Source organism: Gabonibacter massiliensis, assembly GCA_001487125.1.
Classification (GTDB): domain Bacteria; phylum Bacteroidota; class Bacteroidia; order Bacteroidales; family Marinifilaceae; genus Gabonibacter; species Gabonibacter massiliensis.
The window spans coordinates 1440935-1466381 of the sequence record LN913013.1 but is presented as its reverse complement, the minus strand read 5'-3'; the positions used below and the strand labels follow the sequence as shown (position 1 = coordinate 1466381).

Annotated in this window: 22 protein-coding genes and 1 tRNA gene; 15 read left to right on the top strand and 8 right to left on the bottom strand. The window is 41.7% G+C overall.

The features are described 5' to 3' along the window. Positions 1–804: 804 nt before the first annotated feature. Both BN3283_RS10540 and BN3283_RS10535 read left to right on the top strand, forming a co-directional pair. Entirely contained in the window at positions 805–1032 is a 228-nt protein-coding gene (locus tag BN3283_RS10540) for a hypothetical protein (RefSeq protein WP_147625587.1), read from the top strand. A 190-nt stretch (positions 1033–1222) separates the two neighbouring features. Then, complete coding sequence (locus BN3283_RS10535) at positions 1223–1669, top strand: hypothetical protein (RefSeq protein WP_059026612.1); 447 nt, start codon at positions 1223–1225, stop codon at positions 1667–1669. A 240-nt stretch (positions 1670–1909) separates the two neighbouring features. On the opposite strand, the gene BN3283_RS10530 is transcribed toward BN3283_RS10535, so the two are convergent. Next, a tRNA-Ile gene (locus BN3283_RS10530) sits at positions 1910–1983 on the bottom strand. A gap of 219 nt (positions 1984–2202) precedes the next feature. On the opposite strand from BN3283_RS10530, the gene rlmH reads away from it, so the two are divergent. Together rlmH and BN3283_RS10520 are read left to right on the top strand one after the other, a co-directional pair. Further along, positions 2203–2676, top strand: a complete 474-nt coding sequence (gene rlmH / locus BN3283_RS10525) for a 23S rRNA (pseudouridine(1915)-N(3))-methyltransferase RlmH (protein ID WP_059026611.1) — start codon at positions 2203–2205, stop codon at positions 2674–2676. An 11-nt stretch (positions 2677–2687) separates the two neighbouring features. Next, positions 2688–6326 (top strand): sensor histidine kinase, encoded by a 3639-nt coding sequence (locus BN3283_RS10520; RefSeq protein ID WP_052649331.1) that lies wholly within the window; start codon positions 2688–2690, stop codon positions 6324–6326. A gap of 3 nt (positions 6327–6329) precedes the next feature. On the opposite strand, the gene BN3283_RS10515 is transcribed toward BN3283_RS10520, so the two are convergent. After that, on the bottom strand, positions 6330–7340 hold the full coding sequence (locus tag BN3283_RS10515; protein WP_041504648.1) for a glycosyltransferase family 9 protein: 1011 nt from the start codon (positions 7338–7340) through the stop codon (positions 6330–6332). A gap of 91 nt (positions 7341–7431) precedes the next feature. Between BN3283_RS10515 and pssA the strand changes: the two genes are divergently transcribed. Beyond that, on the top strand, positions 7432–8169 hold the full coding sequence (gene pssA, locus BN3283_RS10510; RefSeq protein ID WP_041504649.1) for a CDP-diacylglycerol--serine O-phosphatidyltransferase: 738 nt from the start codon (positions 7432–7434) through the stop codon (positions 8167–8169). Here the strand turns inward: pssA and BN3283_RS10505 are convergent. Continuing rightward, the gene (locus BN3283_RS10505; RefSeq protein WP_041504686.1) at positions 8159–8836 is read right to left on the bottom strand and encodes an HU domain-containing protein; all 678 of its coding nucleotides are present in this window, start codon (positions 8834–8836) and stop codon (positions 8159–8161) included. The two genes, pssA and BN3283_RS10505, sit on opposite strands and share 11 nt — an antisense overlap. Positions 8837–8962: 126 nt before the next feature. Between BN3283_RS10505 and galE the strand changes: the two genes are divergently transcribed. Both galE and BN3283_RS10495 read left to right on the top strand, forming a co-directional pair. Beyond that, positions 8963–9988: a UDP-glucose 4-epimerase GalE gene (gene galE / locus BN3283_RS10500; protein WP_059026610.1), complete on the top strand. Its 1026-nt coding sequence runs from the start codon at positions 8963–8965 to the stop codon at positions 9986–9988. Continuing rightward, a complete protein-coding gene (locus BN3283_RS10495) occupies positions 9955–10803 on the top strand; it encodes an EFR1 family ferrodoxin (RefSeq protein WP_286137642.1) in 849 nt (282 codons plus the stop codon). Before galE ends, BN3283_RS10495 begins: the two co-directional genes overlap by 34 nt. 406 nt (positions 10804–11209) lie before the next feature. On the opposite strand, the gene glmS is transcribed toward BN3283_RS10495, so the two are convergent. Both glmS and BN3283_RS10485 read right to left on the bottom strand, forming a co-directional pair. Further along, positions 11210–13048 (bottom strand): glutamine--fructose-6-phosphate transaminase (isomerizing), encoded by a 1839-nt coding sequence (gene glmS / locus BN3283_RS10490; protein ID WP_041502864.1) that lies wholly within the window; start codon positions 13046–13048, stop codon positions 11210–11212. A 46-nt stretch (positions 13049–13094) separates the two neighbouring features. Next, positions 13095–13901 (bottom strand): glycogen/starch synthase, encoded by an 807-nt coding sequence (locus BN3283_RS10485; protein WP_041504652.1) that lies wholly within the window; start codon positions 13899–13901, stop codon positions 13095–13097. Positions 13902–14208: 307 nt separating this feature from the next. Here BN3283_RS10485 and BN3283_RS10480 point away from each other — a divergent pair, with 307 nt between their 5' ends. From BN3283_RS10480 to BN3283_RS10470, 3 genes are all read left to right on the top strand, one after another. Further along, complete coding sequence (locus BN3283_RS10480; RefSeq protein WP_041504653.1) at positions 14209–14559, top strand: YraN family protein; 351 nt, start codon at positions 14209–14211, stop codon at positions 14557–14559. Positions 14560–14782: 223 nt separating this feature from the next. Further along, positions 14783–15193: an OsmC family protein gene (locus BN3283_RS10475; protein WP_041504654.1), complete on the top strand. Its 411-nt coding sequence runs from the start codon at positions 14783–14785 to the stop codon at positions 15191–15193. Positions 15194–15202: 9 nt separating this feature from the next. Then, the gene (locus BN3283_RS10470) at positions 15203–16195 is read left to right on the top strand and encodes an NAD-dependent epimerase/dehydratase family protein (protein ID WP_059026608.1); all 993 of its coding nucleotides are present in this window, start codon (positions 15203–15205) and stop codon (positions 16193–16195) included. Between the two features lie 186 nt (positions 16196–16381). Here BN3283_RS10470 and BN3283_RS10465 read toward each other — a convergent pair whose 3' ends face one another. After that, positions 16382–16999 carry a hypothetical protein gene (locus BN3283_RS10465; RefSeq protein WP_041504656.1) on the bottom strand — a complete coding sequence of 206 codons (618 nt, stop codon included), beginning with the start codon at positions 16997–16999 and terminating at the stop codon, positions 16382–16384. An 85-nt stretch (positions 17000–17084) separates the two neighbouring features. Here BN3283_RS10465 and BN3283_RS10460 point away from each other — a divergent pair, with 85 nt between their 5' ends. From BN3283_RS10460 to BN3283_RS10440, 5 genes are all read left to right on the top strand, one after another. Further along, positions 17085–17339, top strand: coding sequence for a helix-turn-helix domain-containing protein (locus BN3283_RS10460; RefSeq protein WP_052649333.1), 255 nt, complete (start codon positions 17085–17087; stop codon positions 17337–17339). Positions 17340–17525: 186 nt separating this feature from the next. After that, positions 17526–18611, top strand: a complete 1086-nt coding sequence (gene prfA / locus BN3283_RS10455; protein WP_041504689.1) for a peptide chain release factor 1 — start codon at positions 17526–17528, stop codon at positions 18609–18611. 134 nt (positions 18612–18745) lie between these two features. Further along, on the top strand, positions 18746–19573 hold the full coding sequence (gene pyrF / locus BN3283_RS10450; RefSeq protein WP_041504657.1) for an orotidine-5'-phosphate decarboxylase: 828 nt from the start codon (positions 18746–18748) through the stop codon (positions 19571–19573). Positions 19574–19811: 238 nt separating this feature from the next. Next, on the top strand, positions 19812–20138 hold the full coding sequence (locus BN3283_RS10445) for a hypothetical protein (RefSeq protein WP_147625585.1): 327 nt from the start codon (positions 19812–19814) through the stop codon (positions 20136–20138). Between the two features lie 197 nt (positions 20139–20335). Next, positions 20336–23551, top strand: coding sequence for an ABC transporter permease subunit (locus tag BN3283_RS10440; RefSeq protein WP_059026606.1), 3216 nt, complete (start codon positions 20336–20338; stop codon positions 23549–23551). Positions 23552–23556: 5 nt separating this feature from the next. Here the strand turns inward: BN3283_RS10440 and BN3283_RS10435 are convergent, their stop codons facing one another. Continuing rightward, the gene (locus BN3283_RS10435; protein WP_041504660.1) at positions 23557–24381 is read right to left on the bottom strand and encodes an HAD-IIB family hydrolase; all 825 of its coding nucleotides are present in this window, start codon (positions 24379–24381) and stop codon (positions 23557–23559) included. Continuing rightward, positions 24378–25259, bottom strand: coding sequence for a pyridoxamine kinase (locus tag BN3283_RS10430; protein WP_041502967.1), 882 nt, complete (start codon positions 25257–25259; stop codon positions 24378–24380). Before BN3283_RS10430 ends, BN3283_RS10435 begins: the two co-directional genes overlap by 4 nt. Positions 25260–25447 lie beyond the last annotated feature (188 nt).

Sequence of the window (25447 nt, the reverse complement as noted above, 5' to 3'; positions counted from 1 at the left end):
CTCCGGGTTGAAATGGAGTACGAGGGAGGTGTCGATAAAAACATTTTTTACCTCGACGTGCCGGAAGAAGAGTTAAAAGACACGTGGAGTCTCGTGGAGGCGTATAAGATGTTTTGAACGATTTGCCGGAGTATTTTTCCGGCAATTTAAAGCTTTTGATTGAACGTGATTTTAATAAAAAATACCCGGTCTGCTTATTTGGGCGGATGCTGTCAGATAGAGATATCTTGGCGCTAAGAACGAGTGAGTTATGGGTTTTCCGGCGAATAGGTTTTGCATAAGATTCGTGCGTGATTATGGGGTATCGTGATGGAAAATTGCTTCAGACTTCGGGGAGAGTATACACTTTTATTACACGAAAATCAGACGGATCGATTTACGAAACGAGGGTTTGCATTCGTGTAGAGGAGTGATAAAGTCCCATGAGAAAAATTCAAAATGATACAAGCTACTTTGTGCTTGTGATAAAAACAAAACCATAAATAAGCAGAATGATCTTAAATAATAGATCTCTTTTTTGGTAATTATAAGTTATTTTCTTGGTAATTATATACATTCTAAAGTTATTATCATAAGGATAAATATTATTGCAATATTGTATTTTTTTCGTGGAAAAACAAAATATACTAAACTTTCTTAAATCTAAAAATGTCGTATGCTTTATTTAATTTTAAATTCACTTAGAGCATAACAAAATATAAGCATATCGATGATGAAGGGATTTGTTTTGTGCGTCAAAAAACGGAGCTAACGAATAAGACAATAAAGGAAATTGGTATGCCGATCGTTTCCGAAATGGAGACTATGATTAAAAGGTGGGGAAATGAGCCGTTGTCTGATAATTTGATCTTCTCGTATCTTGATAATCGTGACGGTACTTTTGACCGGAAAATAAGTGCTTTATTGAAGCTATCGAATGTATTGGGATGTAAAAAATTAATGGTAATAACCCGTGATTTCGAACAAGTACTGGAAATAGGCCATGCAACAATTGAGATTATTCCGGTTTGGAAGTGGTTTTTTAATCTTTAAAAGGATGTTAATGTCTAAATTATAATACGGTAGTTTGTTGAATAAAAAGAAAAAAATCTATACAAAAGTATTGAAATGAAAGAATTGAAACTATTTAAAACAATAATCATATTCTTTATTGAAAATTAAACTAATATTTGTAATTTTGTCAATTGAATTTTTAAAAGTAATAACTTAATAATTAAATGTGATGAGATTGTTTTTATATGCAGGTCTATTTGTGTTTGTTTTTACTTCTTGTGGAGCAAATAAGGAAATTAGTAGTAAAATATTGGATTTACAATCGAAATTTGCTTCTTTGGAACAAGAAAATTTAAAATTGCGTGGTGAGTATGATCAAATTAAAAATGAGAATCATCTTTTGAAAATAGAGATTGAGAGTCTAAAAAATGATATGGTTTGTTTTTATACTAAATTGGATAGTGTATTGAATAGAACCGGTATAATAAAACAACTTCCCATTCGTTCGGTGACAAAAACAACTTCTCCGTCTACGCCAAAGAGCCAATCCAAAAAAGTAAATACTACATCTGAATCCGTATATCGTGGTAGGTGTCAAGCCACGACCAAGAAAGGAACTCAATGTAAGAGAAATGCTCAAACTGGAAGTCGATATTGTTGGCAACATCAAAGGTAGTTGTTTTTATATTAAGTAGTTACTAATAGTTCTTGATAAAGAAATACGTTATCCTGCGATGTGAATTGTTGATTTTTAATTGTATTATAGTCCCGTACGGTAATATTTCCGTGGAAATTTCCATTGTTCGTGTCATAAAAATAAAATGTCGTTGCATACCCGTTGTGCAAAATCTAAAAATATAGGGAGAATAAAAAATGCCAATTAATTGTTTTCAATTAATTGGCATTCAATATATTGTGGTCCCACTTGGGCTTGAACCAAGGACCCCCTGATTATGAGTCAGGTGCTCTAACCAGCTGAGCTATAGGACCTACACTTGCGTGTGTTAACTCTGGCTTCTTGTTAACGGCTGCAAATATAGGGATAATTTTTGGGTTTTTGCAAGGGGAAACCGAAAAAAATATTACTTTCGCTCGGGTGTACGTGGGAGACAGGATAGAAATACATTGATATGGAGTCAAAATGGAGGGTGAATCGGGTGGGTGAAAGTTATAAATCGAGCCGGAGAGGTGTTTAATAATACATGATTTATGAAAGTATGTCTATTAGTTATCGGTAAAACGGATGCGGCTTATTTGAAAGCGGGGATTGAGGAGTACGAGAGGCGTTTGAAGTTTTATATTCCTTACGAGATGAAGGTGATTCCGGATATAAAAAATGCGAGGAATTTAACGGAGAATCAACAGAAGGAGAAGGAGGGTGAGCTCATCTTGGGGCAGTTGGAGACCTCGGATATCGTTGTTTTATTGGACGAAAAAGGGCATGAGTACACTTCAAAAGGGTTTTCCGAATTTTTGGCACAAAAGATGCTGGTTGGTACAAAGCGTTTGGTTTTTGTTATCGGGGGGCCTTATGGATTTTCGGAACAGGTATACAAGGAGGCTTACGCGAAAATTTCGCTATCCAGAATGACCTATTCTCATCAGATGGTGAGAATGATCTTTGTGGAGCAGTTATATCGGGCTATGACGATACAAAGGGGTGAACCTTATCATCATGAATAATAAAATACCGAATGGCATGGTTAAAGGAGAATGAAATGAAGAAATTTTGGATCGTTATATTATTGATGTTTGTATGCCTTTTTGCGGCTTTGTCTTGGGAATATATCATCAGGACACAAACCGAAGAGGAACAGTTGGCTATTTTTGAAAAGCGGTTGCATCGGGAAGAACGTCATGTCGACGAACAGTTGAGAAAAATTGTTATCTCAAAGGACATCAGTAATATAGAATGGAAGGATGAGAATGTTATTTTAGTCGCCTTTGAACGTGGAGAATTAAGGTATTGGAGTAGCGAGCAGGTCGGAGAAACAGATCTGTATAACAAGTTGAAAGAAGCCGGCAACCTGGTTAAGATCAATAATATTTATTATGATATAAGACGGCACTCGGTGGGGGATATCGATTTTTTCGCTTTGATTTTTTTAAAAGATGATTATCCCTATACAAACAATTATATCAAGAATAATTTTAATTCCGTTTTTGGCGTCAACGTGGAAGATGCTGAAAGCGTGATCCTTCATATCCCTCAGGTACAGAACGAACCTACCGTGTATAATCGGGAGGGGGAGAGATTGTTTCAAGTAGAACGTCACGTCGCTTATGAAAATTTCCTGCCCAATTATTTTGTATTGATTCTCTACCTTGTTTTTTTGTATTTATTGTTTTATGCTTACGAAGTGGTGTTGGATCGAGTCCGGTTTTTTCGTGTTCAATTGATTGCGGTTTTCAGTTTCTTCGTGTGTCTGGTTGTACTTCGGGTATTGATGGTGCAGTATCAGATTCCTTACACCTTGTACCATTTTGCCATTTTTCAGGCAGATAATTCCGAGTGGAATCTGGTTTTGCCGGTAGGGGACCTGTTTTTAACGATGTTTTGTCTGACCCATTTTCTGTATATAACGCTCAATAAATTGCGGATAAAGTATCAGGAGCCCCGGTTAATACGATACAGGTATCTTTTTTTGTTGGGATTTGTTTTCTCTGCTTTTTTGTATACGAATTTTTTGCATTTCTCTATTAACTCTTTGATCGAGAATACGCAGGTCAGTTTGAATATCGCTCGTTTTTTAAATATCGATTTTTCTTCGGTGGTGGCTTTCATCACCCTGATTCTTGGAGGAATGGGATTATTTGTATTGATCAACGGGTCAGTGCGTTATTTTTACAATATTTTTTCTTTGAGAGAGGTTACTATCGGAGTGGTTTGCGTATTGGCGTTCTGTGCGGCTTTGTGTTATTTTTTTGATTTTTCTCTTACTCCTTTAGAGTGTCTGTTCACGTTATCTTTATACATACTGTTTATTTTAAACGTGTACCTTGTAAAACCTGACGCTCAAAAGAGTATTTTTATGATAGCGTTAGTCGTTGTTTCTGTATACGTTATCTTTTTATCTAAAAGTAGTGAGGTGCACCGGGAGATAACGATCAGGGCAAGGTGTGCGACGGAAATTATTGGAGAACGGGATTCGCAGTTCGAAAAAAAATTGATGGAGATAGATCAGGTGATCAAAAATTCGAGAGAGTTGGATTCCTTGGTCGGTCTTCGGGACGAAGAGGGGATTACCCGTAAAATCTTGAATGAGTTGACCGATCTTTCCGGTTTCTATTTCGATTGCAGGGTATTTTTATGTACCGACAAGGATAGTTTGTTGGTGGAACCCGGTTTTACGTTAGAAGACTGTAGCTCCTATTTCCGTACATTGATCGATAGTACGGGAGTACGAATACAGAATACCTCCTTTTATAATATCGATGACTTCGATGGAGTGATCTCTTATGTAGGACTTTTTGATTTTAATACCCCTGCGGGGCCGGATAAATTGTACCTGCGATTCGATTCAAAAGATGAGGGGGAGGCCATCGGGTATTCACAGGTACTGTCAAAAGAGGCGTCGGAGGATAGGAAAGTTGTTTATCCTTATTCGTATGCAAAATATAAAGATGGGATTTTGTTGACTTCCCATGGAGAGTTCAATTATTATAAACGGCTGGAACAATTCGGGGAGACTGATTTCGAACACGTGGAGATTCTGACAAAAGACCACTATTCGCATATGATTATTCCGGTCGGTAAAAGCGGGGTTTTCGTGATCAGTTTAGGAGACGATGTTTTTGCCCTTTACTACCTGAATGTGCTTTACGCTATTTTCGTGTGCGTATTGTTCTCTTCGTATGGTTTGTTTTTCCGTTTCGAGGAACAAGAATGGATAAATTTCAGGCGGGAGACCTTGAAGAGACGGATTAAGAACAATATCATTTCATTGATAAGCGCCCTCTTCATTATTATGACGGTGATGAGTATCGTTGTGAATACCGATAGTGTGGAAAGAAAACAGAGTATGAAGGTAGTTCAGATATCCAAATACATCAGTAAAGAATTGGAAAAATATGATTGTATCGATGTACAGGTGTGTCCTCAGATTCAAGATATTTTATACAAGATTGCCAGTATGTTGTGGGTGGATATTAATATATACGATCAGACGGGGACGTTGGTGGCAACTTCTCAACCCGTTATCTTTGAAAAGGGATTCAGGGGAACCTTGCTGAACCCTATCGCTTACCGGAAATTAGTGAAAGAAAAGGCGACGAGTTTCGTGCAAGAGGAGAAGATTGGAGAGCTGGATTATATGGCGGCCTATGTTCCGATGATGTTGGAGAATGGTGAAGCTTACGTGTTGAACATTCCTTATTTCACCAAGAGTGACGAGTTGAACGTGGATATCATGTTATTCGTGATCATTGCCATAAATATTGCCATGATCGTGATGGTATTGGCGTTCATTTTTTCGGGAATTGTTGCAGAGCGGGTAACCAAACCTTTACAAATGGTAAATGAAAAGTTGCGTCTGATGCGGGTAGGAGGGAAGAATGAGAAGATTGTTTATAACCAGCGGGATGAAGTCGGAATGTTGGTGAGGGAATATAACGGGATGGTGGATAAACTGGAAGATAGTGTAAAAAAACTGGCCAAATCGGAACGGGAGACGGCTTGGCGTGAGATGGCTCGCCAGATAGCTCATGAGATTAAAAATCCGTTGACTCCGATGAAATTGAATATTCAGTTTTTACAGCGAACTTTGCAGGGAGGTAATGTGGAAGAGGTAAGGCAACGTTTTAAAGATATATCTTCTATTTTAGTGGAACAGATCGATCATATGGCATCCATCGCTTCTGCTTTTTCTGATTTCGCTAAAATGCCGGTAGCTAACAGCGAGTGGTTTAATTTAAGCGAACTGGTTCAAGGATGTACCACTTTGTTCGAAAATAATGTGGATCGGATGATTTGCGATATAGAGCCTGATATTTTAGTATATGGAGATAAGGATCAGGTTAACCGGGTGATTGTAAATCTGTTAAAAAATGCGACACAAAGTATTCCGGAAGGCCGGGAGGGATTGATTACGGTTACTTTGACTCATGAAGAGCAGGGGGGCGTGTTGGCGGTGAGGGATAATGGCGCGGGAATACCTGAAGGTATACGGAATCACATATCAGAACCGAATTTTACCACGAAATCCGGAGGTATGGGGTTGGGATTAGCCATGTCTTATAAGATCATAGAGAGCATGGGAGGAACCATTACTTTCGAGAGTGAAGAGGGGGTGGGAACCGTGTTCCGGGTCAGCCTGAAAAGTGAGAAGATATAAATTTTATTTAAACATTCGTTCTACTTGTTTTACTACCCTGTCGGGAGTAATGTCGACCATGCATTTTTGCCAAACCGATTGTTTGCATCTGCCGTGTCCGTCTTTTGTGCAAGGGCGGCAGGGAAGGGGAACTTCCATTACGTTGATCTCTTTTCCCGTCGGGAATCCGAAAGCCGTGGGTCCCATCAGGGCGATACCCGGTGTATGAAAAAGATCTGCGGCGTGCAAGAATCCGGTATCTCCGCTGATAACCAGATTGGATTGCTTAACTAAGTAACAAGATTCCAACAAGGAGGTTTTTCCTGCCATGTTGTTAACTCGTTCCGGTGCGATTGCCCGAATGGTTTCGCAGAAAGAATCTGTCGGTCCGGCGAGAATAAGGAAGTTGTGTTCCGGAAGAAGTTGTATGATTTGTTGCCAGTAGCCGATGGGCCAGCGTTTCATCTCCCAGTTGGCCGATGGAACGAGGGTGACGGTTTGCTTGTTGATCAAGGGAGAGAAGCGTTTTTCGAAATCGGCCGGAAAATACCAGTCGGAATAGTTTGAGTCGAAACGGGTAATTCCCCATCGGGCCAAGGGCTTCCGGTAAGAGATAATTCCTTTGAAAGGCTTGTCGAATGTATTGATCCCTAACTTAAATAATAAAAATCGTTTCCAGCGTTCTTTTTTTCTTAGCACGTAATTGGGTTTCCGGCGTAGTAATTTCCGGCCGGGGGGCAATAAAATCATCTTCAATAAATTTGACCGGATATTACTGTGTGCATCGTAGAGGTAGTCGAATTGTTCGGCTTTGAGCTGTCGGGCAATCTTTAAAAGCCCTTTCAAGCCGCTTTTCTTATCGAATTCCCAAACCTTATCGATTCTTTTGTCCATATGAAGAAAAGAGGCCATGTCTTTTCGCGCAATCCAATGTATTTCTGAATCAGGGAAATGATTTTTAATGCCATGGACGATATCCATACATTGAATGATGTCTCCGATGGAGCTGAATCTAATGATAAGAAATTTAGTCATGCCCGATAATTTTATGACAAAAGTAATAAAAATGTGATTTATTTAGGGTAAAAAGCACTACTTTCGTACTCGTATTAAATACCCTGGGCTTATGAGAAAACAAATTCCGAACCTGATCACCTGTATGAATGTTATTTCCGGAACGATGGCCGTTTTTATGGCGATGTACGATAATTTGTTGGTGGCTGCTTTATTGGTTTTGTTGGCTATGGTTTTTGATTTTTTTGATGGATTTGCCGCGAGATTATTACATGTGAGGTCGGAGATGGGAAAGGAGTTGGATTCGATGGCCGATATGGTAAGTTTCGGCGTGGTGCCGGCTGTTATGGCTCATTTGTTGATCAAACTGTCCTTGTTGTCCGGTGCTCAATATTCTCCGGACTCCTCCTATTCGTGGGTTGAATATGTTTTGATGTATTCCCCTTTGCTTATCCCTGCGTTTTCTGCTTTTCGTTTAGCTAAATTTAATTTGGATACTCGTCAGACCTATTCGTTTATCGGGATGCCGACCCCTGCAAATGCTTTGTTCTGGGTTTGTCTGGTACTGTCTTATTATTGGAACAATGAGCTTTTCCCTTGTCTGTGGGGAAATGTTTGGGTACTTTTCGGGTGTGTTGTCGTTTTGTCCGTATTGCTGGTCGTTGAATTGCCTATGTTCTCTCTGAAAATAACCGATTTTTCATGGAAATCCAACCGGGTGCGTTATCTTTATTTCGGTACGGCCATACTCTTGGCAATCTTGTTTCAGATCGGCTTTTTAACTTTTCTGATACCTCTTTATATCCTTTTTTCTCTGGTCGGTTATTGGGCCGGATGGACTACAAAGTAGAGAGTGGATCGAATTCTACAAAATCGCAATCGGGTGAAATAATGACGGGGACATGAACGGATTTTGTTTGCGTTTGAATAGTCGTTGGTTGCAGGTTGCTCGTCTCAGCCCGATGATCCGCTTTGAATATATCTTGTTGCGAAATGATTATGATACCCGTGATCATGGCGGCTGAAAGTCCGTATTTGAATAGGCGAGTAACTATATTTCCGGAGTCCGTGTTAATGTATTCCGCGGGGATGCTTTTTTTACCGGAAGGGAATACCTCTATGTCGTGCATGCCGATCGTATCGGCTAAGAAATTTTGCTTTCCGGGTTCGAATACGATATTAAAACGACGATCCATGTAGAAAGTACCGATAGAACCGAATATTATTTTTTGATTTTGGTTTAATCGAACTTTTAGCTCTTCGCAAAAAAGCGATAGACGACGTTCTGCTTTTTCGTAATCGATTTTTTCTTTCCGGGCGATCCAATGGATTAATAGTCCGTCATTTTGCTTTAAATGCTTGTTGAATACCACCTTTTTGGAAGGGGGCGTTAAAATTCCTGTTTTCGGATGAATGGTGGCCTCGGTGTAATTACCGATAAAACCGCCGAATCCGGGAACTATCACGCAATCATGTAGATAGAGAAGGTCTTCTATGTGTTCAATGCATTTGTACATACGGCAAAGGTAAGAAAAAAGAATACGAACACAAGGTATTTTTGGGCATTTTGAATTATTATTATTTACTTTGTAATGTCTGAAGCAGAGGCTCAGAAAGTTATAAATCGAAAAAAATAATGTGTTATGAAGGTTTTTGTAACGGGCGGAACGGGATATATCGGGTCGCATACGGTTGTTGAGCTTCAACAAAAGGGATTTGAGGTTGTCATTGCGGATAACCTGGTCAATTCTACTCTTCAGGTGTTGGATGGTATCCAGAAAATCACAGGTATTCGACCGGAGTTCGAACAGATCGAGTTGACAAATCTGGCCGAAACGCGCGATTTCTTTGCCCGTCACAGGGATATCGAGGCCGTTATTCACTTTGCCGCTTTAAAGGCGGTGGGAGAGTCGGTGGATAAGCCTTTGGAATATTATTATAATAATTTGAACTCTTTGATGAATGTTTTGTTTTGTATGCGGGAGTTCGGGGTGAAATACTTCGTGTTTTCTTCCTCTTGTACCGTGTACGGACAGGCTGATGTATTGCCCGTGACGGAGCATACACCTCGAAAGGAGGCGGAATCTCCTTATGGAAATACGAAAGTAATGAGTGAAGATATCATTCGGGATTTTATGCGGGTAGAACCTTCCATGAGTGCATTGTCCTTGCGTTATTTCAATCCGATCGGGGCTCACCCGACGGCATTTATCGGAGAGTTGCCCAATGGTGTCCCTAATAATTTGATTCCTTATTTGACGCAAACAGCAATCGGGATACGGAAAGAATTAAGTGTTTTCGGTGATGATTACAATACTCCTGACGGTTCTCCCTTGAGGGATTATATTGACGTTGTCGATTTGGCTGGGGCACATGTCGTGGCCATCCGGCGATTATTGGAAAAAAAGAATCGAGAGAATTACGAGTATTTTAATATCGGTACGGGAAAGGCTCTATCCGTGCTGGAAGTCATACATGCTTTCGAGAGTGCTACCGGGGTGAAAGTTAATTATAAAATTGTAGGGCGCCGTGCCGGCGATGTAGAGAAGGTATGGGCCGATACCACATTAGCGAATAAGGAGTTGGGTTGGAAGGCCGGGACTCCGATCGAAGAGACGATGGTGAATGCCTGGAAATGGCAAAAGAGCTTGGAAAAGAAAGCGGAATGATAGATCGAGTTGTTGCTGTTTATTTCAGTCCGACAGGTACGACCCGGAGGAGTGTGTCTGTTATTGCCGCGGAAATGGCCCGGATCTTGAAGGTGACGGTTGAAAGTTACGACTTCACATTACCTTCGGCCAGATCGACGGTTCTTGCTTTTAAAAGAACGGATATGGTGGTGTTGGGTACTCCGGTATATGCCGGACGGGTACCTAATGTTTTGTTGAAGTATCTGGCAACTTTACAAGGAAACGAGGCGATTGGAATTCCGGTTGTTTTGTTCGGTAACCGGGATTATGACGATGCGTTGATAGAACTCAGGGATATCATGGAAAGAGCGGGTTTTCATGTGACAGCTGCGGCTGCGTTTATCGGAGAGCACTCCTTTTCGCAGATGTTGGCCAAGGGACGACCGGATGAAAGGGATGCGGAAGCCCTTAACGCGTTTGCTGCCCGGGTTGCGGAAAAATATAAAGAGAGTGACGATAGAAAGATTACGGTAAAGGTAAAAGGAACCCCTTATCCTTATCGCGGTTATTATACTCCCCGGGATCGCAAAGGAAATGCCGTTGATATTCGTAAGGTGATGCCTGTCACGAACGATAGATGCATTGATTGTAAACTCTGTGTAGAAATTTGTCCGATGGGATCAATTTCTTATGATGATGTGCGGGAATATACGGGAATCTGCATAAAATGCGGGGCTTGTATAAAGAGATGCCCGATGGGAGCCAAATATTATGAGGATGCGGGCTATCTTTACCATAAACAGGAGTTGGAAGAGGGATTAACTGAGAGACGGGAACCGGAATTATTTCTATGAATATAGAGATTAAGAGATAAAAAGATTTACGATTTCGGATTTTAGATTTACGATTTAAAGAGGGTAAGATCAGAATCTTAATCATAAATCTAAAATCAAAAATTAATTTACAATCTACATTTAAAATTTACAATTGCTTGAAGGGAAAGGGATAAAAACGAAGGGGCATCAATAGCGAACGGTGAGTGTCGTGTTCGGTATTCGGAGCGGCTACCCGACGGACGGTCTGAGCGAAGCGAATCCCGGAGGGTAGTGAACAAAAATCGTTTACACGACCGACGAGAACGTCCAAGCCCCGAGGGATTATTTCTTGATGATAACAGGGTAAGAGATTCAATGATTCCGAGATTCGAACTTCAAATCACGGAATCATTGAATTACCCAATCACAGAATCAACTTGTTCTGTTATTCTACCGTTACGGATTTTGCTAAATTGCGTGGCATATCCACGTTGCATCCCCGCATCACAGCGATATGGTAGGAGATCAATTGTAACGGGATTACGTTTAAAAGAGGAGAGAGGTATTCAAGGGTCTCCGGGATTTCGATCACGTGTTCCGCCATATTCTTAACTTGTACATCATTGTTGTTGACTAATGCGATCACGTGCCCTTTACGGGATTGTACTTCTTTTATATTCGATACGATCTTTTCATAAAAGTTGTCTTTTGTTGCGATGGCAAATACCGGCATGTTTTCGTCAATAAGAGCGATGGGACCATGCTTCATTTCCGCCGCGGGATAACCTTCTGCATGAATGTACGAGATCTCTTTCAGTTTCAGGGCTCCTTCCAGGGCAACGGGGAACTGACAGCCTCTTCCTAAATAGATGGCATTTGTAGAGTCTTTATAGGCTTCTGCAATTTTTTTGATTTGTTCGTTTTGAAGCAGAATTTCTTTTACCTTATCGGGCAGATTGTATAGTTCGTGAATGTATTTGTGATAACTTTCGATGGACAACGTTCCTTTCCGGTAGCCGATTTGCAGGGCCATCATCGTTAAAACGGAGATTTGGGCCGTGAATGCTTTTGTCGAGGCAACTCCGATTTCGGGGCCGGCATGCGTATATACTCCGGCATGAGTTTCTCTGGCGATACTGGAACCGACCACGTTGCATATGCCCATAACGGTGGCTCCCTTTTGTTTGGCGAATTTAATGGCCGCCAGCGTGTCTGCCGTTTCCCCGCTTTGAGAGATGGCGATCACGATGTCGTCCGGGGTGACTACCGGGTTCCGGTAACGGAATTCAGAGGCGTATTCTACCTCCACGGGAATCCGGGCAAACTCTTCCAATAGATATTCTCCGACTAATCCGGCATGCCAGGAAGTTCCACATCCGATGATGATGATACGTTGAGCCCGAATCATCTGCGGAATAATTTCGGAAATACCACCTAAGTAAATTTCGGAGGCCTCCACGTTAACCCGTCCCCGGATGGTGTCGTAAATAGAATTTACCTGTTCGTAAATCTCTTTCAACATGAAATGAGGGAAACCTCCTTTTTCGATCTTTTCGATATCGATGTCGATTTGTTGGATATTGGGTGTCAGAAGATTGTTCTGTAAATTTTTTAGGAGCATCTCGTCCTTTTTCAATACTGCGATATCATCGTCATTCAGATAAATCACGTTTTTGGTATATTCGACGATGGGTGTCGCATCGGAAGCCACGAAATATTCATTTTGTCCAACTCCTATTACAAGCGGACTGCCTTTTCTTGCTACGATAAGCTTGTCTTTTTCGTTTTTACACATGACGACTAAACCGTAGGCTCCGATGACTTTCGTTAAAGCGAGGCGTACTGCTATTTCTGCCGAAACTTTTCCTTTCAGGTAGATGTATTCGATCAAATTGGCTAATATCTCCGTGTCGGTCTCGCTGGTAAAAGCATATCCCCTTGCTATTAATTTTTCTTTCAATAAAGCGTGGTTTTCAATGATCCCGTTATGGATGACAGAGAAAATACGATTCATGGATGTTTGCGGGTGTGCATTCGCGTCATTCGGTTCACCATGGGTGGCCCAACGGGTATGTCCCATTCCGATGGTCGCTTTTGGCAGTTGACCCGCGATATGATTTTCCAGATCGATAACCCGTCCCTTGCATTTGTAAATGTTGATCTGTTCGTCGTTCATTAAGGCTATGCCGGCAGAATCATATCCTCTGTACTCTAATCGTTTTAAGCCGTTAATTAAGATTGGATAGGCCTCTCTCGACCCAATATAACCTACGATACCACACATATATTTATTTTTTTTAGACAAACGAAAGTGACGTTTGCATATAACATTATCCTATAATTTTGTCGAAGAAATCGGAATATTGGTCGACGTACGACTCCTCTCCGGGGTACTCTAAAATCGGTTTCCCGGATGCCTCCGCGAATCTCTTCAATTCGTCTTCGATATCGGGTTGATTGAAAATGATTCCGTCGGAATATTGAAATGCTAATTTATTGATATTCGTATGAGTCGGCTCTTTCACGAGTGTCAAATCTTTAGGGAATACACCTTCCGTGATCGCTTTTTCTGCAAATTTATGATTTAAACTTCCTTCGAATTTATCATTATACGTCGAGAATACTACTTTTGCTTTTGAGAATACCGGATCATCCTGGTATTCTTTCTTTAAATAGAGAGGTACGAGTGATGTCAACCAGCCTTGGCAATAGATTAAATCCGGAGCCCACCTCAATTTTCGGACGGTTTCGAATACCCCGCGTGCGAAAAATATGGCCCTTTCGTCATTATCGTCAAAAAAATTTCCTTCACTGTCTGTAATCACGTGTTTTCTTTGGAAATAATCATCGTTATCGATAAAATAAACTTGCATTCTTGCTGCTTGTATGGAGGCAACTTTGATGATGAGGGGGTGATCCGTGTCATTAATGATCAAATTCATACCGGAAAGTCTAATCACTTCATGCAGTTGATTGCGTCGTTCGTTTATGCAACCGTAACGAGGCATAAATGTTCTGATCTCTTTTCCTTTGTCTTGAATCCCTTGAGGTAGATACCTGCCGATATTTGCCATTTCCGACTCCGGAAGATACGGAACTATCTCTTGGGAGATAAATAAAACTCTTTTTTTAGCCATAACTACTACTTTTCCCAAAAATCATACAAAGATAATGATTTAGGGCGAGATTCCAAAACAAATAAACAATCAATCCTTTAAATCAAACTCTTGAATTAGAGATATATTATAAATTAGTAGTAAAAATTTTGTGTTTTCAATGGTTTTATATATCATTGCAAAACTCTTTTTAGCCTGTAAATTGGGAGTGGTATGTATTTATCTGATAATACGGGCATTACCATGGGACGATTGCTTTTATATCCATATATAGGCCGATGATTCGAGGGGATGGAAACGGTGGTTCGGTCTATTGAATTTTTTCAATATGGCACGGCACAACGATTATGGCAAGGTCGGGGAGGAGGAGGTTTATCGCTTTCTTCTCGAACAGGGGTATGTCGTGTTAGAAAGGAACTGGCGTATCGGGCGCAGAGAGTTGGATTTCGTTGCACTCGACGGTGACGTGCTCGTGGTGATAGAAGTAAAATCCCGGATGGTGCCGGAATCTTATCCGGAAGAGTTGTTGTCGTTAAAGAAGAAAAAGAATTTATTAGCTGCCGGAGCTGCTTATCTCACGTGTAATAATATTCGACGGGAAATTCGTTTTGATCTGATATTAGTGATCGGCAGGGAGATGAAAATAGAACATATTCCCGATGCCATAGATTTGTTTTAGTCGGTACAGGAAGAGTAGAATGCCGGGTATCTTCTGTTTTTAGTGTGTGTGATGTAAAGGATAAGTCAATTCCCCGGCATTCTAAAGTGTCAAAAGGGATACTCAATAAATATCAAAAACTATGCTAAAACTGTCTATGGAAGTAAAAAAAATCAAACAAATGACATTGTTTCGGATATAAATAATTTGTTATCTTTGAAAATTAAAATTAAAGATAGAGGTTATGACAACGGTAAAAGCAAAATATTTAGGAGATCTTCGATTAGAATGTACTCATTTACAGAGTGGAACAACGATTGTTACAGATGCGCCGACGGATAATAACGGTAAGGGAGAGGCTTTTTCTCCTACGGATTTGTGCGCAACCTCCTTGGCGGCTTGCGCTATGACTATCATGGGAATATACGCGAAAAACAATGGAATCGATTTATCGGGGACGGAAATAGAGATCACGAAAACAATGGCGGCTGAACCGCGTCGCATAGCCGGGATTGATGTTATCTTTCATATGCCGGCCCGCGCTTTTTCTAAAAAAGATAAAACGGTATTGGAGCGGGTTGCTCATACTTGTCCCGTGCATCTGAGTTTGCACCCGGACGTAAAACAGAACTTTGTTTTTGAATGGGCGGAGTAGGTTTTGGCCATGGTTTTTGTAACTGGGGCTACAGGCCTGCTGGGAAGTCATTTGTTATGTCATCTGGCGAAAACTGAAGAAGATATTATAGCTTTAAAAAGGAAAGAGAGGCGAACAGACGAGACGATGGCTCTCTTTTCTCGTTATTCCGATCTACCCGAGTCCGCCGGGAGGCGGGTAAGATGGGTTACGGGAGATGTCTTGGATGAAGAGTCGTTGGCTGTTTACGTGAAAGAAGCTGCTATCGTGTACCATTGTGCAGCCGTGGTCTCTTTTCACGGGAGCGATAGGAACAAATTACTGGAAACAAATATAAAAGGGACGGAGATCATTTGCCGTTTATGCCTTCGTTTTGGCGTGCGATTGTGTTTTGTCAGTTCTGTTGCGGCGTTGGGAGATGCCGAGGAGGGGGAGTGTATTGATGAGAAGACGCCGGTTATTCCCGGTTCCGTGCATTCTATGTATTCGGAAAGCAAGGGAAGGGCGGAAAAGACGGTATGGAATTTTATTCATAAGGGTTTGAATGCCGTCATTGTAAATCCGGCTATTATACTGGGAGGAGGGCTGAAGGGAAGGAGCAGCGCTCTGCTTATGGAACGAGCGTTGCGGGGAATGCCCGTCTATACCTTCGGGATAAATGGCTATGTCGATGTTCGCGACGTATGCGTGGCGATGATTGCTTTGGCAAATCGTCCGGCAGTTCGTTCCGAACGTTTTGTATTATGCGGTGGAAATTACTCTTATAAACATTTGTTTTCAACGATTGCCCGCGTTGCGGGAAAGAGGCCTCCTCGGGTGGCTTTGTATCCTTGGATGACCTCCGCGTTGTGGCGGATGATGGCATTCTTTGCTTTATTGCAGGGAACTAAACCCGCTTTTACACGGGAAACAGCACGTTCCTCTCAGCATCGGGTCTGTTTTTCGAGTGCTAAATTGTTAAGCGTATTGCCTGATTTTTGTTTCCATTCTTTAGAAGATACCGCAACATTCTTTAAAGATTAAGTTCGGACGCTGAATCTGCAGGCAGAGAGTCTTGCGATGGGGTGATGTGTCTGTTTTCCTCTTTAACAGGAAAGGAATAAGAAGCTGTATCGGCACGATACGCGTGAAGTAAAATCAGTAGGGTAACACATACGATTAATAGTGTACAAGCCGGGATAACAGGCATCCATTTTTGTATACGCGTGGTCATTTTACCTCTATTTGGTTGGGTATATAATTTAATGCGGTCGAATAGCTTAAAATATTTTTTCCGTCTGTTTTTAATATCAGTCCCATCTCTTTCACGTAAAATGAGATTTCTTCAGGCGCAACCGTTTTATTACTCGATAGGTCGAGACTCTTCCGGCTTACCTGTAAAGCTTTATACGAATGTTGTCCGTTTAGGGTTAATTCGATGTATTTGCAGGTGTATTCTGTACGTTCTTTAGATGTTCGGTTGGTCCAGCAATTGTCCCCGTTTTTTCCCGGTAACGCTAAAACGGTTATTTTGCTTTTTTGATTTATACTTCCGCTGATTCCCGTCATTCGAATGAATTCGGAGGTAATACGGTTCTTTTGAAATTGAAGTTTGATTGAAATTGTTCGAATTGTCTGGTGTTTTATCGACAAGGTATAAACCAGATAAACCGTATGTTTATCGTAACGTTGTATCTGGTAGGTTTCTGTCTGATTTTTTCCATCCGTGAGCGTATATATTTGTTTTTCCTGAAAGAAAAAATCCTTTATATTTTGTGAAGAGCCGCGAATGGGAGTAATCATAAATACAGTCACGATCGTAATAATGAGTAGAATAACTTTTTTCATGCTATAACGTTATTGATATAAATCACTTCGTATCATTTATGATACGCATGTTGCAAATATAAAGTAAAAAATTTGCGTATCAAATATGATACGTAATAAAATGGATTATGACGAGGAAATACATCGAATAGCATTGAATATCAAACGAATAAGAATGAGTAGAAATCTTACGATACAAGAACTTGCTTATAAATGTGACATCGAGCGTTCGAATATGAGCCGGATTGAAGCTGGAAAAAGTAATGTTACCGTGAAAACGCTTTGTTTGATTTGTAGTGCTTTGGAAATCGAGTTGAGTGACTTGGTTGGGAAAAGTCTGGAGGAGCCGTCGGGAGAATAGATGTATGTTTGATCTATTGATATTTCTATTATTTTATTAAGATACCGGAAAGTCTGGAGGTGGTTCGAACCGCCTCCGGATTCTTCTTTGTTTTGCAGATCGGGGAATTAACGGGGGAATTATAATCAAATGGATTGAAAACTGTTTTGTTTTTATTAATTTTGCAAGAATTATAATTGAATGTATATGAGTGATAATGCCCTTTTAGAGAAGTTAGAGACATTTTATATTCGTTTCCATGAGATCGGACAATTGATTACGGATCCCGAAGTGATTCAGGATATCAATCGGTTCGTAAAGTTGAATAAAGAGTATCGGGATTTAGAGCAGATTGTGGAAGCGGCTAACGAGTTGAAAAATGCAGTGAAGTTACGCGAAGAGGCAGAGGAGATACTGGAACACGAGAGCGATAAGGAGTTACGGGAGATGGCCCAATTGGAACTGGACGAGTTGTCGGAAAGAATTCCGGAGATGGAAAACCGGGTGAAGATGTTGTTGATTCCGGCAGATCCGGAAGATTCCAAGAACGTTATTTTGGAAATACGTGCGGGAACGGGGGGAGACGAAGCCTGCATTTTTGCGGGAGATTTATTCCGTATGTACACGAAATTTTGCGAGACTAAACGTTGGAGGATGGAGGTGACTAACGTAAGTGAAGGAACCTCGGGAGGATATAAAGAGATTGTGGCCAATATTTCGGGCGAAGGGGTATACGGTATCATGAAATACGAGTCCGGAGTACATCGGGTACAACGCGTACCTGCTACCGAAACACAGGGACGGGTACATACTTCTGCCGCAACCGTAGCCGTTTTGCCTGAGGCCGAAGAGGTGGATGTAGAGTTGAACCCGGCGGATATCCGCAAGGATACTTATTGTTCGTCCGGTCCCGGAGGGCAATCGGTGAATACCACTTATTCGGCTATTCGTTTGACGCATATCCCCACGGGAATCGTGGTGACCTGTCAGGATGAAAAGTCTCAGATCAAGAATCTGGCGAAAGCTATGAAAGAGTTACGTTCCCGGATTTATGCCATCGAGCACCAAAAATACATGGACGAGATCGCTTCCAAGCGGAAAACGATGGTTTCTACCGGGGACCGTTCGGCAAAGATTCGTACCTATAATTATCCTCAGGGAAGGGTGACGGATCATCGGATTAATTTGACATTGTATAATTTGGCCGCTATCATGGACGGAGATTTACACGAGATTATCGAGAAGTTGCAAATTGAGGAAAATACGGAAAAGTTGAAGGAAAGCGGGTTTTAATTGTAAATTAAGAAACTAATGGATTGAGCGATTGCGAGATTCGATGATTAGGAGATTAAGTGATTTGAATCTCTAAATCACAGAATCCCTAAATCACAAAATCTCTAAATCACAGAATCACAAAATCAATAAATATGTTGTATCAAGAATTGTTCGAACAAATAAAGAGGAAGAAATCCTTCCTTTGCGTGGGGTTGGATTCCGATATAAAGAAAATCCCGGTGCATTTATTGGATGCAGAAGATCCTGTATACGAGTTTAACAAAGCAATAATAGATGCCACGGCGGATATAACGATTGCTTATAAGCCGAATATAGCCTTTTACGAGAGTCGCGGAGTAGAGGGTTGGGAGAGCTTGGGGAAGACGATCGAATATATAAAAACGAATTATCCGGAGGTGCTGACCATAGCCGATGCTAAAAGAGGAGATATCGGGAATACCTCGGAAATGTATGCGCGTGCTTTCTTGGAGAGGCTGGATTTCGATTCTATAACAGTGGCTCCGTATATGGGAGAGGATTCCGTAACTCCGTTTTTAAAATACGAGGGGAAATGGGTGATCTTGTTGGCTTTGACTTCGAATAAGGGTGCCTATGATTTTCAATTTTTCGAGGAAAACGGGGAAAAGTTATACGAGAAGGTGTTACGTAAATCACAGGATTGGGGCAATGCTAAAAATATGATGTACGTGGTCGGCGCAACCAAGGCCGAGATGTTGAGCGGTATTCGTGAAATCGTGCCGGATCACTTTTTGTTGGTTCCGGGGGTCGGAGCACAAGGCGGTAGTTTGCAAGAAGTGGCCAAATACGGTATGAATGGCCATTGCGGGCTGATCGTAAACTCTTCACGGGGAATTATCTTCGCCGATAACACAGAAAATTTTGCTGTTCGAGCCCGGGTTGAGGCGATCAAACTGCAACAAGAGATGAAAGAGTTGTTATCAGAGAAAGGAATTATTTAAAAATATATTTGCCATTGTGCGTGAAGGAGGGTTGTCCATAAGTAAGTGGACAACCTTTTTTTTGTTTTCTAAGAGGTTGTTCAAAGAGGGCGTTTATAGTAAATGATGGATTGTTGTGTTAATATTGTATTGCAATGTTGTAAATTAAATGATTATTGATATATTTATTGCTTTGATAAATGTAAGTTGTGCCTGGATAGACTAAAGTTGGGTTTTGCTAAATCTAAATATTAGTGTTATGAAAAGAAAATCAATTATCAGAGTTTTGTTAGGTATGGCTTTTATGGTGTGTTTGTGTCATGTCGGTTTTGCACGGGAGAAAACGAGGTATAATGGAATCCCAATGCAAAATGCATACAAGTCGTCTCTAAAGTATCCTGTTTATTTACATCTATTTGTGGGAGATGAAATTGGTTGTCCGCTTGCTAATGTGGGAGTGAGGGTTAAGTATGAGATTTACTATAGATTTGATTCGGATATACTTTGTGGTTGGGGTAGTTTAATTAATAGTAGCACCCCGGGTAATGGCGAATTATATAAAACTGAAAAGATTATGCAATCGTAGTCTGGGCTTGTTGGGGAATTAATAATTGATATATATTACTTAGGGACGTTTTACGACGCACGGTGTAAATTGAGAGCAGGGCCTACTTATATAGAGATAAAAATAAATAGAAGTACATTGACAGTTACTGCTGTGGTGACTTATCCGAATAATGATAAACAGACAATCAATTTCAAATGCTAATATTGAATACTCGAATGTTTACAGTTTGGCTCTATCAAATAAAATTGCTCCGGCGAGATTGGTTGGTAAGACTATTTTTATTGGTAGTCTTATTGATCCCGGTGATTTTTTATTTCGGGAAAATTTATTTGATATTTACTCCGGCCGGACTCTCTTCGGCAGATCCTTTTTTATTTTCGTTTCTTTTTAATAGTATACAGCCCTTGTTTATTCTCTTTATGGCTTACGATTTATTAAAAGAAAAATTGAAATTAACAACACTGGATGTGATCTATTTCCGTCCGGTGAGTAATTTAGACTATTTTGCCGGAAAGGCTTTGGGGGTGATCACGGTGGTAATGGTGTTAAATGTGATCGTGTTGTTTATGGGGTTGTTTTTGCAGCTGTTTTGGAGTGAAAATCCGTTGCGGTGGTGGATCTATCCTTTTTATTTGGTTACGTTGACATTTCCTACTCTCTGTTTTTGGTTGGGATTATCGATGTTTACCGGTAGCTTGATGAAAAGTAAAGGGGGAACATTACTCATCTTACTTTTGATCTGGGGAATCTCCTGTTTTTATCTGCCCGAGATACGACACGGGCTATTGGATTACGCGGGACGGGAGATTCCCAATATTTTTTCGGAAATTACCGGACATCCTTTTTTATGGCCTTATATATTGCATCGATTGGCTTATTTATTCGCGGGTGTCGGGTTAGGAATATTGGGTATCGTTTGTTGTAAAAGAAAGTCCGGAGATATAAAAGAGCCTGCTTATTTGTTGTTGGGAGGATGTTTATTGTGCGTGTGTGCGGTTTTTGCGGGGAATTGGTATGACCAGGGTTTTCGGGAGCGGGATGTGAGACGGGAAACATACCGGGAGGTATATAGAAAATACTCTTCTTCACCCGTGGTGAAAATGTTGTCCAATGATATAGCTTGTAGGCAGGTCAAAGACAGTTTGTACGGGAGTAGTCGCATGGAAATACGGAACCCGACGGATCAGAGGATTGCTGATTTCATATTGTATCTGAATCCTTTTTTGTCGATCACTTCTTGTAAAGAGAAAGAGATTGCTGTCGGTTTTACCCGAGAGAAGCAAATTGTTATTGTGAAGCGGGCATTAGCTTCCGGGGAGAGTCTCTTCTTGGAAATAGATTATGCCGGAAAGATAGACGATGCCTTTGGTTATTTGGAATTGGGGGATGTGGAATACGATCATCGGGAATTGGATACTCCCGTCGAAAAGTTAGGTGTTGGTTTTCGTTACGGTAATCTTTACTCTTATCTATCGGATAGATTCACGTTACTTTATCCCGAGTGTCAATGGTATCCGGCGGCTGTTGCTCCTGAGAACCCGGGTAATCCTTTGGATAGGCAATTCGATTATTCCCGATACTCGTTAAGCGTGGAAAAGAGAGAAGGATTATTGATTGTTTCGCAGGGTAAAAGGGAAGAAGAGGAAGAGAGGAGTATCTTTAGAAGCAGGGATAACCTGCCGGGCATTGCTTTATGTATCGGTGATTTAGGACGGAAGCGTATAGAGATCGATTCGATAGAGTTGGAGTGGTATTACTTTCGGAGCAGGGATTGGGGAGATTGGGAGCTACCGCTCTCTTTCGAGCAAAAAAAAGAGATTTTTGAGAGTAGTTCGAACTTTTATGAACGCTGCTGTCAAAAGCCCTATCTTTTTAAAGAGTTTAAGGTCGTGGAAGTCCCCGTCTCCTTTGCCGCACATCAGCGTAAATGGAATAACAATAACAACTACAATCAGCCCGGGTTGGTATTCCTACCGGAACGTTTTGCGATAATGTCTAAGGTGTGTGATATTACGGCGCTGTTGGATTCGGAGAAGATGGGGGAGTACGACGATTTACTCATGCGTGTGAAAGGATGTGTCGAGAGTCTATTTCAAGGAGAGATGAATAATGTAGCTTCTCTGTTGCAAGACTTTACGGGGTTTATTTCGGACAGACGTTATCCTGCATTGGGTATACTATTAAAATATGCTCAAATAGGAGGTCCTGGCCTGGATAAATACTTTTCCGGGGCTTTGATAAAGTCTTGTATCGATTATCTTTCCGCGAGGAGTTTGGACGAGGCTTGCCGTGATCGAACACTTTCGACGGAGGAGATCGATTGTATTCTTTATCTTAGCGCGGGCTATCTTGGGGCTTATCTGACAGCTTGCACGGGGGAAGATACGTTTTATTCTTTTTTGGATGATTTTTTATGTCGACACCTTTTCGAGACGGTTGATTTCGAGTGCTTTTGTAAAGCATACGGGGAGAAGTACGGGGCGGATCTCGGTGCTATTGTTGCTAAACTCTATTCCCGAAAGGGACTGCCCTTATTTAAGGTGAAAGAGGTAAGAGGGGAGAGGCTGCCGCAGGAAGAGCGGGGACCGGGTAATTGCGTGTTGAGTTTTAAAGTGTTTAACGATAGTCGGACGGAAGGGATTGTCTCGATACCGGTAGGGGGGATTCAAAATAGGTATGTGACCAAACAAATCATACGCGGTTTCCTGTTAAGACCCGGCGAATGCAAGGTTATCCGGTGTATCGCATCGGATGGACGTAATCGACAGGATTTTATGACGCATCTTTCCCGCAATCTACCGTTAACGTTCTCTTTGCCTTTGGAAAGCGGGGTGGTCGCCTCGGAAGGGGAAAAGAGTTGTAATGTCTCGGATTTTTTTCCTTCGGCAGACGAGGTGATCGTGGACGACCGGGACACGAATTTTCGTGTAATTCATCCGGAAAAGGAGTGGAGCTTATCCTTGATGTCCGGGAGGAAGAACAGATACGAATTTAAAGATAGGTTGCGAGGAAGAGTAAAGCAATGGACCCCGGTTCTCGATGGTCGGTTTTACGGGGATTCCATACGAAGTGCGTATTGTAAAACGGCGGGACGCGGGGGTAACGGGGTGGAGTGGCATACGTTTATCGATAAGCCTGGTAGGTACGAGGTCTTTGTCTATATTTCTGATGGACCCGATATAGTTAATATGCGCAAGCCGGGTACAACCTATTTTTACACGGTTCGGCATGCAGAAAGAGAAACCGAGGTCGCCTTTACCTTGGAGGACGATATGGACGGATGGGTATCTTTGGGAGAGTATCGTATGGAATGCGGGATGAGCCTTGTCGTTTTGGACGACCGGGTATCCAAAGATTCTCCGTTAAATAGTTGGGACTATCCGACTTTAATCGTTGCCGATGCCGTGAAATGGAAATACAAGGGTGAATGATGTTTTTATAGATTGATGTTTTGACAGATAAAGGCGGCGAGACCGTTGTCGGTGTCGGCGGGGACCTTTTCGAATCGCTTTGTAAGGGGAGCCGGAGCGTTGGCCACGACAAAGGATATGCCGCACCGTTCCAGAAAATCCAAGTCGTTGTAGTCGTTTCCTAACCCCGCGCATTCGGGAAAAGAGATCCCGAGTTGATTCAAGAGCAGTTCGCAACTGCTTCCTTTATTCACGTCTTTGGCAAATATTTCGGTCCATATGGCTCGGTTGTCGATGGGGGAGGTTGCCCGGATCACGGAATAGGAAGAGAGTTGCTGTTGTATCTTTTCGTGCAGATCGGCTTGATCCGCTCCTAAAATGGTCAGGAATTGGGTCGCTCCTTCGTTCAGATCCTCCGGTAGGGGCATAGGGGTTCCCAAGCCGGGATAATTTTCTATTCGGCGTCTGAAATCTTCATGTTGTCGGGCGATTTGTCTGTAAAGAAAAAAGTGGTTGTTCGGAATGCGTTTCTGGATCGTAAAGTTGACATTGTATTTCCATAAATAGGAGGCTATCTCCCGGGTCTCTTCTACCGTTAATTCCCGGGATTGCATGATTCGACGGTTGTCCCATTGCATGATTCCGGCGCCGGAGGAAAATACCATATAATCTATGGGTAATCCTTCGGGAAGAACGTGATTGAAAGAGAAAAAGGAACGTCCGGTTGCCAAAATCCGGATGATGCCTTTCTTACCCGCTTTTTCCAAAGCCTCCCGGTTTTCTTTACTCACGGAATGCCATTGGCGGGGTAGGGTTGTACCGTCAAAATCAATAATAATAGCTTTTATCATGTCCGGTCGGTCGTTTTCGGTTCTTCTATCAGTTGATACCTGTAATAAGGTATGGGTTCGTTCAGATAGTGCAACACTTTCTCCTGATTCATACCGTCGAGAGGATTATGCGTGTAACCGAATGTGGCTTTGATACCCATGTTGATAAAATGAACGGCACGGTCTACGGCTTCGGGAAGACTGTCTCCGTTTAACAGGCAACCGGTGATAACGCTGGCGAAGGCATCTCCCGTGCCCGGATAAGAGGCGGGGATGTGGTCGCAAACCACTTCCCAGTAGCGATTATCCGTCCGGTTGTAGGCTATGGTTACGATATCTTGCGGGTTATTGCCGGGAGCCGAAGTGATGATTACGTGTTCAGGCCCGAATTGTGATAAGGCTTTACACCAGGCTAACGTTTGTTCCGCCGAGATCCCTTTGACGCTGTTTTCCCCGAGTAGAAATGCAGCTTCCGTCAGGTTAGGGGTGATCACTTTGGCTTGGGTACACAGGTGTCTCATCCCTTCTATCATGGCTTGATTCATGTTCGGATAAAGGGAGCCGTGATCCCCGAGTACGGGGTCCACCAATATAAAGTTTTGTTCGTTTTGGAAGTGGTTGAAAAAATCGGATACGATTTCCATCTGTTTTACGGAGGCGAGGTAACCGGAATAAATCGCGTCGAAATGCAGGTTTAATGTTTTCCAGTGGGCGATGTACTCCTCCATGAAGTCGGTCAGATCGAGAGAACGAAAGTTCGGGTATTCGCTATGTGCCGATAATATGGCTGTCGGAAGTGGACATACCTGATACCCCATGTGAGAAAGTATAGGTATGGCTACCGTCAGGGAAGCTCTTCCGTAACCGGATAAATCGTGTATGGCCGCAATTTTTTTCATGTTTGAAATTTTAAAGAACAAAGTTACGTGAAAAGAGGAATATTCAGGCATGTACTTTTGAAATTTATAAAAATATTTTTGATGAGAGAGACCTGTTAGTAGGGGGTGTCTGGTTTGAAATTATTTTTTTGTCGGAATAGTAATAAAAATTAAGGGGGTATTATTTGAAATAAGTACTTTTTTATATA

What these genes read in the sequence shown, in the direction of transcription:
- BN3283_RS10540 (WP_147625587.1), top strand. Translation starts at nt 805, where the DNA reads ATGATTAAAAGGTGGGGAAATGAGCCGTTGTCTGATAATTTGATCTTC.
- BN3283_RS10535 (WP_059026612.1), top strand. Translation starts at nt 1,223, where the DNA reads ATGAGATTGTTTTTATATGCAGGTCTATTTGTGTTTGTTTTTACTTCT.
- rlmH (WP_059026611.1), top strand. Translation starts at nt 2,203, where the DNA reads ATGAAAGTATGTCTATTAGTTATCGGTAAAACGGATGCGGCTTATTTG.
- BN3283_RS10520 (WP_052649331.1), top strand. Translation starts at nt 2,688, where the DNA reads ATGGCATGGTTAAAGGAGAATGAAATGAAGAAATTTTGGATCGTTATA.
- BN3283_RS10515 (WP_041504648.1), bottom strand. Translation starts at nt 7,340, where the DNA reads ATGACTAAATTTCTTATCATTAGATTCAGCTCCATCGGAGACATCATT.
- pssA (WP_041504649.1), top strand. Translation starts at nt 7,432, where the DNA reads ATGAGAAAACAAATTCCGAACCTGATCACCTGTATGAATGTTATTTCC.
- BN3283_RS10505 (WP_041504686.1), bottom strand. Translation starts at nt 8,836, where the DNA reads ATGTACAAATGCATTGAACACATAGAAGACCTTCTCTATCTACATGAT.
- galE (WP_059026610.1), top strand. Translation starts at nt 8,963, where the DNA reads ATGAAGGTTTTTGTAACGGGCGGAACGGGATATATCGGGTCGCATACG.
- BN3283_RS10495 (WP_286137642.1), top strand. Translation starts at nt 9,955, where the DNA reads ATGGCAAAAGAGCTTGGAAAAGAAAGCGGAATGATAGATCGAGTTGTT.
- glmS (WP_041502864.1), bottom strand. Translation starts at nt 13,048, where the DNA reads ATGTGTGGTATCGTAGGTTATATTGGGTCGAGAGAGGCCTATCCAATC.
- BN3283_RS10485 (WP_041504652.1), bottom strand. Translation starts at nt 13,901, where the DNA reads ATGGCTAAAAAAAGAGTTTTATTTATCTCCCAAGAGATAGTTCCGTAT.
- BN3283_RS10480 (WP_041504653.1), top strand. Translation starts at nt 14,209, where the DNA reads ATGGCACGGCACAACGATTATGGCAAGGTCGGGGAGGAGGAGGTTTAT.
- BN3283_RS10475 (WP_041504654.1), top strand. Translation starts at nt 14,783, where the DNA reads ATGACAACGGTAAAAGCAAAATATTTAGGAGATCTTCGATTAGAATGT.
- BN3283_RS10470 (WP_059026608.1), top strand. Translation starts at nt 15,203, where the DNA reads ATGGTTTTTGTAACTGGGGCTACAGGCCTGCTGGGAAGTCATTTGTTA.
- BN3283_RS10465 (WP_041504656.1), bottom strand. Translation starts at nt 16,999, where the DNA reads ATGAAAAAAGTTATTCTACTCATTATTACGATCGTGACTGTATTTATG.
- BN3283_RS10460 (WP_052649333.1), top strand. Translation starts at nt 17,085, where the DNA reads ATGATACGTAATAAAATGGATTATGACGAGGAAATACATCGAATAGCA.
- prfA (WP_041504689.1), top strand. Translation starts at nt 17,526, where the DNA reads ATGAGTGATAATGCCCTTTTAGAGAAGTTAGAGACATTTTATATTCGT.
- pyrF (WP_041504657.1), top strand. Translation starts at nt 18,746, where the DNA reads ATGTTGTATCAAGAATTGTTCGAACAAATAAAGAGGAAGAAATCCTTC.
- BN3283_RS10445 (WP_147625585.1), top strand. Translation starts at nt 19,812, where the DNA reads ATGAAAAGAAAATCAATTATCAGAGTTTTGTTAGGTATGGCTTTTATG.
- BN3283_RS10440 (WP_059026606.1), top strand. Translation starts at nt 20,336, where the DNA reads ATGTTTACAGTTTGGCTCTATCAAATAAAATTGCTCCGGCGAGATTGG.
- BN3283_RS10435 (WP_041504660.1), bottom strand. Translation starts at nt 24,381, where the DNA reads ATGATAAAAGCTATTATTATTGATTTTGACGGTACAACCCTACCCCGC.
- BN3283_RS10430 (WP_041502967.1), bottom strand. Translation starts at nt 25,259, where the DNA reads ATGAAAAAAATTGCGGCCATACACGATTTATCCGGTTACGGAAGAGCT.